The 7926-nt window shown below is 68.8% G+C and carries 8 protein-coding genes; 1 reads left to right on the top strand and 7 read right to left on the bottom strand.

The genetic code is table 11. The features are described from left to right. Window positions 1-196: 196 nt before the first annotated feature. From B1729_RS19545 to B1729_RS19515, 7 genes are all read right to left on the bottom strand, one after another. The gene (locus tag B1729_RS19545; protein ID WP_204318975.1) at window positions 197-601 is read right to left on the bottom strand and encodes a DUF2255 family protein; all 405 of its coding nucleotides are present in this window, start codon (window positions 599-601) and stop codon (window positions 197-199) included. Window positions 602-603: 2 nt separating this feature from the next. Further along, window positions 604-1101 carry a DUF664 domain-containing protein gene (locus B1729_RS19540; RefSeq protein ID WP_163634478.1) on the bottom strand — a complete coding sequence of 166 codons (498 nt, stop codon included), beginning with the start codon at window positions 1099-1101 and terminating at the stop codon, window positions 604-606. A 609-nt stretch (window positions 1102-1710) separates the two neighbouring features. Next, a complete protein-coding gene (locus tag B1729_RS19535; protein WP_163620701.1) occupies window positions 1711-2133 on the bottom strand; it encodes a VOC family protein in 423 nt (140 codons plus the stop codon). Between the two features lie 100 nt (window positions 2134-2233). Beyond that, window positions 2234-2986, bottom strand: a complete 753-nt coding sequence (locus B1729_RS19530; protein WP_163634476.1) for an SDR family oxidoreductase — start codon at window positions 2984-2986, stop codon at window positions 2234-2236. Window positions 2987-3407: 421 nt separating this feature from the next. After that, window positions 3408-4391, bottom strand: a complete 984-nt coding sequence (locus tag B1729_RS19525; RefSeq protein WP_163634474.1) for a hypothetical protein — start codon at window positions 4389-4391, stop codon at window positions 3408-3410. Window positions 4392-4748: 357 nt separating this feature from the next. Beyond that, on the bottom strand, window positions 4749-5672 hold the full coding sequence (locus B1729_RS19520) for a trypsin-like peptidase domain-containing protein (RefSeq protein ID WP_163634472.1): 924 nt from the start codon (window positions 5670-5672) through the stop codon (window positions 4749-4751). Window positions 5673-5791: 119 nt separating this feature from the next. After that, on the bottom strand, window positions 5792-6769 hold the full coding sequence (locus B1729_RS19515) for a squalene cyclase (protein ID WP_163634470.1): 978 nt from the start codon (window positions 6767-6769) through the stop codon (window positions 5792-5794). A 108-nt stretch (window positions 6770-6877) separates the two neighbouring features. On the opposite strand from B1729_RS19515, the gene corA reads away from it, so the two are divergent. Next, window positions 6878-7876 (top strand): magnesium/cobalt transporter CorA, encoded by a 999-nt coding sequence (gene corA / locus B1729_RS19510; RefSeq protein ID WP_163620712.1) that lies wholly within the window; start codon window positions 6878-6880, stop codon window positions 7874-7876. Window positions 7877-7926 lie beyond the last annotated feature (50 nt).

Genomic DNA, 7926 nt, shown 5'->3' with positions numbered 1-7926 from the left:
GAAGGGCAGGGCGCCGGTCCACGCCTCGCATTGAAGGGCGTGACCGCCAGCGCCGTACTGCGGGCCCATAGGACCTCGCCCCGATGCGTGAGGTCGTAGCGGGAAGTCGTCTGGGTGGTCGACCGGTCAAGGTGCCGCAAGTACCTGCTGCGAGCATGAGGTGCGGTCGGTGAGCATGACGCACGGGTGATGGCGGTCAGTCAGCACGTGGGGTGAGGCGGAGGGTCGATGCCGCGGCTTCCGCGGTGACCATGCTGCGGGCTGCGAGATCGCCGTACTTCTTGCGGTATGCGGCGTCGACGGCGGCAGCATGCGTGCTCCCGGTCGCCGCGACGATCACGTCGATCGAGGCGTCGCCGACACGGATGCGGGCTGCCGCGGACCTGACTGCCCCGCCGTACCATCCGGTGTCGCGCCGGTGCCACGTTCGGACGAAGACATCGGCCCCATCGACGACGACCCAGATCGGGGTCCAGCGGCTGAGGCCGCCGTCGCGACGCGAAGCCGACACCTCGATCTCGATCGCCTCGGAGAGGGCGCGCAGCTGTCCGGACGACCACGACGAACCCGAGCCGATGTCGGACGGCGCTCGATCCGGCACGATCAGCGCCTCATCTCGCCGAGCGCGGCAAAGCGGATCATGTGCGCCTGACCGGCATGCAAGGTGTACTCGTGCAGCATCTTGAGCAGCGACCATCGCAGCGTCCGGCCATGACCGAGTCCGCGCGCATCGAGCGATGGTGAAGCCGCGATCGCGGCATCCGCTCGCTTTATCTCCGTCAGCCACCCGCGGATGTCATCGCCGACGCTGTCCAGCGATCCGCCGGCGAAGTCGTCGTCGCCGTAGAAGTCACGCGCACCCTCGCCGCTCAGACCCCAGGCGAGATATCCCGCCTCCATCTGCCGCATGTGGCGGACCAGACCCAGAACGGACAACTCCACGGGCGGGACCGACCATTGCAGCGCCTGCTCGGCCGACAGGTCGCGGAGCTTGCGAAGAAACTCATGGCGCTGATACGCGAGCCATGCGTGAAGGTCCGCGCGTTCGTCGCCGCTGTCATCCGGCTCGCTCCCGCGCGACAGATCGACATCCGTGAGCACGGGAACGGATGCTTCATCCTCGGCGCGGTCGACATCGGATGGGTCGTTCGCGGGCCAGTCCCGCTGCAAGCCGATCGCATCGGTGAGTGCTTCCACCGCGTCAGCGAGCTCGTCGAGCTCCGCCGCAGACAAGGATGGCAAGGCGGCCGCGATGCGCGACACTTGCGCGAGCGGTCGCGGTGCCGTCGAGGGATTCGAGGACATAGGCGTCATTCTCGACCGCTCGCGTCACGTTCGCCACAACCGGATGACGTCGTACGCGACAAGGCGGCCGATCATCCCGGGCGGCTTCGAGGGGAGCTCCTGCGTCGTACGACTTCAGGCCGAGCACATGATCCGGTGCGGGCACGTAGTACCCACCTCCCTGCCCGGAAGGGACCGGCGGCGGCGCATTCTCGGTCGCCGACCCGGCCGGGATGCGCGCGGACTGATCAGCAAGCCGCACGGTACCGCGACGGCTCGGTCGATGGCGTCGGAATCTGGGCCCCACCCCGTTGCGGGGTCATGCTCGGATGACCGACGTTACGGCACCCTCCGGTCGCCGAACGCCCCGCCGACAGGCTGAGGGACCGACATGGAAGCCGAACGCGACCCTCCGCGCGATTCTCGTCAGTCACTGATGCCATGGCGGGGCCAGAAGTCCGGACGTGGTTCGATCTGCTCGACGACGTCCACGTACAGGCCATTGGGATCGAGCAGGCCGAAGCGTCGTTGCCCCCATGGCTCATCACGGAGCTCGTAGGCGATGACGGTGCCGCTTTGCGCGAGCTGCTCGTGTGCTTCAGCGGCGTCGGTCACCTGGAGTGTCAGGAATGCACTCGCTCCGGGAGTGATGGCTGGGCCCTCGGGTGGCGCTGTGGGGTGGTCCTCGAGCACGAATCCGATCGCGCCGCGCAGTTCTCCGGGCAGCGCGAGGAGCACGAAGAAGTCGGACTGGAAGAGCACATCCAGGCCGAGCGTGCGGCGGTAGAACTCCGTCGTCGTCATGAGGTCGTGCACGAACACGACGGGATAGGCATCTTCGTACAGCATGCGGTCACGCTACTCGCCGCCTGAGACGTCGCCCTCGCCAGCCGCTGTTGTCCGCTAAGGCGGATGTGGCGCGCATCGCGGAGTGGTTTCGCGCCCTCCCTCAGCGGATGGTCCACCCGCCGTCGACGACCAGCGTCTGCCCGGTGATGAGGGACGCCGCCGGAGAGCAGAGAAACACGACAGCTCCGGCTACCTCGCTGGGCTTGCCGATCCGGTGCAGGGCCGCTATCCGGTCGATGACGTCGGCGCGGAACGCGGGATCAGACAGCGCCTCGGCCGTACCGTCGGTTTCGACGAACGTGGGAGCGACCGCGTTGACGCGGATGCCCCGCTCGCCCCACTCGACCGCATGACAGCGAGTCATGTGCAGCATCGCTGCCTTCGCGATGCAGTAGGACGACTCGCCGGGCAACGCCACGATGCCTGCTTGCGACGCGATATTCACGATCGCGCCGCCGGATGGCATCGAGCGCGCGACGTGCTGTGAGAGGAACAGTGCCGAACGGACGTTCAGCGACCACACCGCATCGAAGTCCGCCTCCGTGACGTCGATCGCCGGCGCGTTCATCCCACCGCCGGCGTTGTTCACCAGGATGTCGAATGCGCCGTCATCGGATGCCGCGTCGAGCGCCGCTCGAGCCTCATCGAGCTGCGTGACATCGAGGGTGATCGAGGACGCGGAACCGCCCTCAGTCCGAATCGCCCGCAGTGGCAGTTCCGCGCTTTCCGGATCGCGGACGCCCAGGACCACGTGGGCGCCTGCCGCCGCGAGCGCGTGCGCGATCGCAAGACCGAGCCCGCGGTTGCCTCCAGTGACCAGAGCTCGCCGCCCGGTGAGATCGAAGTACTCCATGTCGCTCCTCAGTCATTCGCTTCGGAGGTCGCCGAGTCATGCCCTTCCTTGGGTCACTCCGCGCCCGAGACTAGTAGGCCGCGGTAGCAAATCCCGCGCGGCCCGCGCCCGGTGAGGCGAGCCGCGTGCGGGGGTAGCCGCGTCAGGCCGACGATTCCCTCACGAGTCGGGCCAACTCGTGAGTGCCGAGATACGCACCTTCCTGTCCGAGGCCGACCCGCACCGGCCGCCTGGCCAAATGACCGTCTGCCCCTGCGCATAACGGCCCCACGCCGGGCGTTGCATGAAAGGACCCGTCCCTTGCTCGGACTCATCTGCTCAAGACCGGGGGGCGATCAGCAAGCTGGTCGCCGCTGAGCTCCTCACTGAGGACAAGCGCCGCGGCATCCCAAGCCGGTCCTCAGGCGGGCGGTCGGCTAACTCAAGCGTTGGCGCGTTGTTGGGTGAGCTGCTCGAGCTGCTTTTCGCGCTGGGCGCTGCGGCTGGAGGAAAGCTCACTGAGCGAGGAGTGGTAGACCGAGCGGGCAAGATCTCCGTCGAGCTTCAGGAGGTGGCTGATCCTGGTGATCGCGTCGTCGTCGGATTGCGAGGCGGCGACCGCATCGACGACGTGATGGAGGGCGTCGCCGGCGGCGATCTGTGCGCGTACTCGCTCGATCTGTTGGTCCAGTGCGCGGCGGCGGCGCTCGGGACTCGAGTGTGAACGCGCGTTCTGCTGTCGGTGCTGTGCGATGAGCTCGGCAGACACCTCGACACGGAGAGGGTGGATCGTCCGCAGGCCGACGCTGACGAGGACCGCCTGGAGATCATAGGTACGAGGCTCAAGGCTGTTCCACGTGCTGGGATTGATCGACACCGGCACCCGGGCATACTCCCCCGGGTCCAGCGGGACCGGTCGGTGCTGACTCAACGAGACCCACGCGAAGTCGAACCCCGTCGATCCCGGGTTGGTGAACGCCCCAACGACGTAGAAGCCGTCGCCGTCCGATTTCCACCGTGAGGAGCCGGTGTTCACGATGTCGACGAAGTAGCCACTCGCCATCGGGTTCTCGGTTACCACCGCCGGCCACCGCAGCTCCAAGCCGCGCCGCCTCTCAGCACGGCTCGGGCGCAACGGCATCGGATCCGGTTGCACCATCACGACCGCGCCAACATTCGGCGCGTCCAGGTGAGCGACCCGCCACACGGCAGCAGTCGGATCCGTCGGAGCGCCGATCACCATCGCACCCGACTGATACCGCTTCAGCACCCGCCAGCCATCTGGCGGTGCATCGGTCGCCGACGAGAGATCAAGGCTCACACGCAACGCGGCAACCAGCTCTGCCAGCGAAACCCCGCGCTCTGCAAGCGCCTCCCGATCCACATCGGCTGGCCCCACCATTGGCGCATCGTCCGAGAAATCCATGCTCCGATGGTCACACAACCCGAATGACCTGGGGCGGCGCCGTCCGTCGGCCGTACCGCGAACGAGCATCCCGCACGCGAGGCGGTCGCTCATCGGGCGGGTAGGACGAGGTCGTCAGAACTCGGCAGCTGACTTCGCGGCCGCGCTGCCGACCCGAGCCCCGTAGCTCCGACGCTATCGCGCTGCGACCGCCCCGATGCTCGTTTACCCGGCCCGCGGATTCTGCCCGCCTCTGCACCCCATAAGACGCACACCCCGGCTCTCGAGCGCCCTCACCCCTAGCGGTCGGTCGCAGCTCTCCGGGCGTCGAGGCTCGCGCGACACACAAGAACCCAACGGTCCTGCCGCGACGACGGCTCAGCCGACGCGGAGCTCCTCGGGCTCGACCACCACGTCGACGAGGGCGCCGTTGCGCCAGACCGTCATCTCCATGCGTCGCCCGATGGCGCCGGCGACCATGCGGCGCTGCAGTGCGGTGGGGTCGGCGATCGCGACGCCGTCGAGCGACAGGACGATGTCGCCGGCGCGGGCGCCGGCCGCGGCGGCGGGGCTGTTCGACACCACCGAGATCACCTGCATCCCGACTCTCGCTCCTGCCTTCACCGCGACGTCTGGGCCGAGCGGCACCGTCGCACCGGCGATGCCGAGCCAGGCGCGCCGCACCCGCCCGGTGGTGCGCAGGGCGTCGATGATCTCGCGCGTCGTGGCGTTGATGGGCACAGCGAGCCCCAGCCCGATGCCGGCTACGGCGGTGTTGACGCCGACCATGCGACCGGCGCTGTCGGCCAGCACTCCCCCGCTGTTGCCCGGGTTCAGCGCGGCGTCTGTCTGGATGACCTCGTCGATCACGCGCCCCGACCGGGTCGGCAGCGATCGCCCGAGCGCCGACACAATGCCCGCCGTCACGCTGCCTGAGAAGCCCCGCGGATTGCCCAGCGCGACGACGAGCTGCCCGACTCCCAGGGCGGCGGCATCCCCCATCCGCACCGGAGGGGGCGTCGAGCCGTCGGCGTGGAGCACGGCCAGGTCCGAGAGGGGATCGGCGCCGATGACGGATGCCGCGGCCACGGTGCCGTCGGGAAAGGCCAGCTCGACGCCCACCGCCCCCTCGACCACATGGGCGCTGGTGAGGAGGTGGCCCTCCTCCGTGATGACCGACGCACTGCCGGCACCCGCTCCCTGCCGTGTGCGGACGCTCACCGCGGCGACCGACGGCAGCACCGTCTGCGCGACGCGCATGACCGTCGACGAGTACGCGTCGAGCGCCTCCTGGTCGTCCATGCGACAAGTGTCGACCCCTCACGGATGCCGCGGCCCGAGTTCGCGCACGGCGGAAGGCCCGCGGGCGTCGGGCCCGCGCCCCCCACCGACCTGACAAGCCGCGCCGAGCCGGAGCTCACTCAGCGACCAGCACCCGACGCGTCCCACCACTCCAGCACCCGGGTGCCGATCATCGTCAGCCAGCGCGAAGGCTCGCCCTCACCGACGTCGACGTCGAACCAGGTGCGTCCGGGTAGCGGCGTCGTCTGCAGCCACGTGCCGTCAGGCTGTCGGGCCGCGCGCACGACCTCGACAGCCTCGGCGAGCCGCGGATCAGGTGGCATGCCCTCGAACAGCGCGACGTGGCGGAAATGGTCGAGGGCGGCGAGCGCGCTGTAGCGGTGCCGGTTCGGGTACACGAACCGGGTCACGAAGTCCCCCACCAGCTCTCCACTCGAAGCTCGAAACATCAGGTGCCGCGACAGCAGGTACTCCTCGCCGCCGTGACGCGCCTCGCGCATGCCCGTGTCGCCGGTGATCCGCTCGTACGCGAGCATGCCGCGCACGGCGTTGAGAGTGGAGTGGAACGACGACCGCACCGAGTCGCCCTCCTCGGCCTCGCAGTTCCAGCCGCCGTCGGCGAGGCGATGCGCGGGGAACCACTCCACGAGCTTCGAGACATCGGCGCCGAGCCACGCCCCGCTTGCGAGCGTGTAGGAGTTGATGCAGACATCGACCTCGCCACCCCAGTACGGCAGGTCCTCGTACTCCCAGCGGCTGTTCGCGGCGAGCTTCTCGGCGGTGCCCTCGAGCACCTCGGCATCCACGCCCCACTCGCGCAGGTCTTTCAGCGCCCATGTCGTCGCGACCCACGGCTGCCCCGGCGCCTCGGCCTCGGCGCTGCCGAAGAAGCCTGCGGGGAAGAAGGCGCCGCCGGCCCACTGGCCGTCGGCATCCTGCTCCGCCAGCAGCCGGGCGCCGAAGCCCTCCGTCGCGACGCGTGCTCGGGTCGCCTCCCACGTCTCGGGTGGCGCGCCGATGAGGTCCCGCTCGACCTGCCATCGCAACGCCGGGTCGGAGTCGAGCAGCCAGTCGAGCACGGGTCGAGTCGTGGCCATGAGGGCAGAGTACCCATGGCCGCCGACGTGGCGCAGGGTGCGGCATCCGCTCATCTGGATACTGTGAGGATCGTTGCCGGGCGCCCGCCGGCGAGGGAGGATTGCCGGATGCCCATCGTCGACAACGGCGTGTACGTCGCCGGACAGCGGATCCAGAATCCGACGAGCCTCACCGAGACGTTCGAGTACACGCGCGAGCACCACGGAATGGCGTGGATCGGGATGTTCCGCCCGACCGCTGAGGAGATCGCTCAGGTCGCCGACGAGTTCTCGCTGCACCCGCTCGCAGTGGAAGACGCCCTCACCGGCCACCAGCGTTCGAAGCTGGAGCGCTACGGCGACATCCTGTTCGTCGTGCTCCGCCCCGCCAGGTACATCGACGAGACCGAGACGGTGGAGTTCGGCGAACTGCACGTGTTCGTCGGCCCCGACTTCATCGTCACGATCCGCCATGCCGAGTCGCCCGACCTCAGCCGGGTGCGCCGGCGCATGGAGGGCGACCCCGAACTGCTCGCACGCGGGCCGGAGGCGGTGCTGTACGCGATCCTCGACGAGGTCGTCGACGAGTACACCCCGGTGGTCGAGGGCGTCGAGAACGACATCGACGAGATCGAGGACGCGCTGTTCGAGAACGGCGGGGTCACTCTCTCGAAGCGCATCTACGACCTGTCGCGCGAGGTGATCACGCTGCAGCGCGCGGTGACACCGCTCGCTGACATGCTCGACGCCCTCCAGCGCGGCGCGCCGAAGTACGAGGTCGACCTCGAGCTGCAGCGGGCGCTGCGCGACGTGCACGACCACACGCTGCGGATCATCGACAAGACCTCCGCCTTCCGCTCGATCCTCGACAACACGCTCACCGTGAACGCGACGATCGTGACGCAGCGCCAGACCGACACCGCGCTGCTGCAGAACGAGCAGGTGAAGAAGATCTCGGGCTGGGCTGCGATCCTCTTCGGGCCCACGCTCGTCGGCACGATCTACGGCATGAACTTCGTGTACATGCCGGAACTGGAATGGCCGCTCGGCTACCCCATGGCGCTCGCCCTGATGGCGGCGACCAGCCTCACGCTGTACTGGGTCTTCCGCAGACGCCACTGGCTCTGACCGCGACGCAGCGCACGAGGAAGGCGGGTCGACCGAAGTCGACCCGCCCC

The sequence above is a fragment of the Microbacterium sp. B35-04 genome, from assembly GCF_010634885.1.
In the GTDB taxonomy this organism is placed as follows: domain Bacteria; phylum Actinomycetota; class Actinomycetes; order Actinomycetales; family Microbacteriaceae; genus Microbacterium.
Note: the sequence above shows the minus strand (reverse complement) of the source record. Positions and strands in the feature narration are given on the sequence as shown.